General features: G+C 69.5%; 1 pseudogene. It reads left to right on the top strand.

Annotated elements, in window-relative coordinates:
* Positions 1 to 26: 26 nt before the first annotated feature.
* A pseudogene (locus tag ABZ904_RS51220) lies at positions 27 to 682 on the top strand (transposase); the annotation flags it as partial.

Raw genomic sequence — 682 nt, 5'->3', positions numbered from 1 at the left:
GCTTCGTTCCCCCCCCCCCGGCGTGTGTGGTCCCCCCCCCGGGCCCCCCCCCCCCCGACGCCGAGCTGGCCGCACTGGAAAAGGCCCGCCGCAAGGAAATCGGCCGTAAACGTGCCCTCGACCGCTCTCGCCGTGCCACCAACCCAGGCCAGTACGCGCCGTCGAGGCGCCAGCAGGTCCGTGCCGAACGACGCAAAGGTGCCGGACTCCAAGAGAAGCAAGTCCACTTACCAGGCGGCGCGCGGGCGGCGAACAAGAACGGAGTACCCAAACAGGCATACCGCCACGACACCCTTTCGGCCTGCTACCGCCTCAATCGGGCGAAGCTCGCCGAGGCTGCGGCCACCGCCGCCGCGGCGAAAGATCACCGCGCGCGGCGCATAGCTGAACGGATCGTTGCCGAACACGGCGCCAACCTGACCGTCGAGGACTGCGACATCCGCACCTGGTTCCGGCTGTGGGGCCGCGTGCTGCAAGCCACCACCCCTGGTCGGCTCATCGCCGCGATCGGCAAGGAGTGCGAGAAGACCAGCGGCCACCTACTGCGGGCCTCGACCTTCACCACGAAGCTGTCGCAGACCTGCCTGTGCGGCGCACAGGTCCGCAAAACCCTCGCCGACCGAGTGCACGCCTGCACCTTCTGCGGACTGGTCGCCGACCGCGACATGGTCTCCGCCGCACT

The sequence above is a fragment of the Streptomyces sp. NPDC046900 genome, assembly GCF_040644975.1.
Classification (GTDB): Bacteria; Actinomycetota; Actinomycetes; order Streptomycetales; family Streptomycetaceae; genus Streptomyces.
Note: the sequence above shows the minus strand (reverse complement) of the source record. Positions and strands in the feature narration are given on the sequence as shown.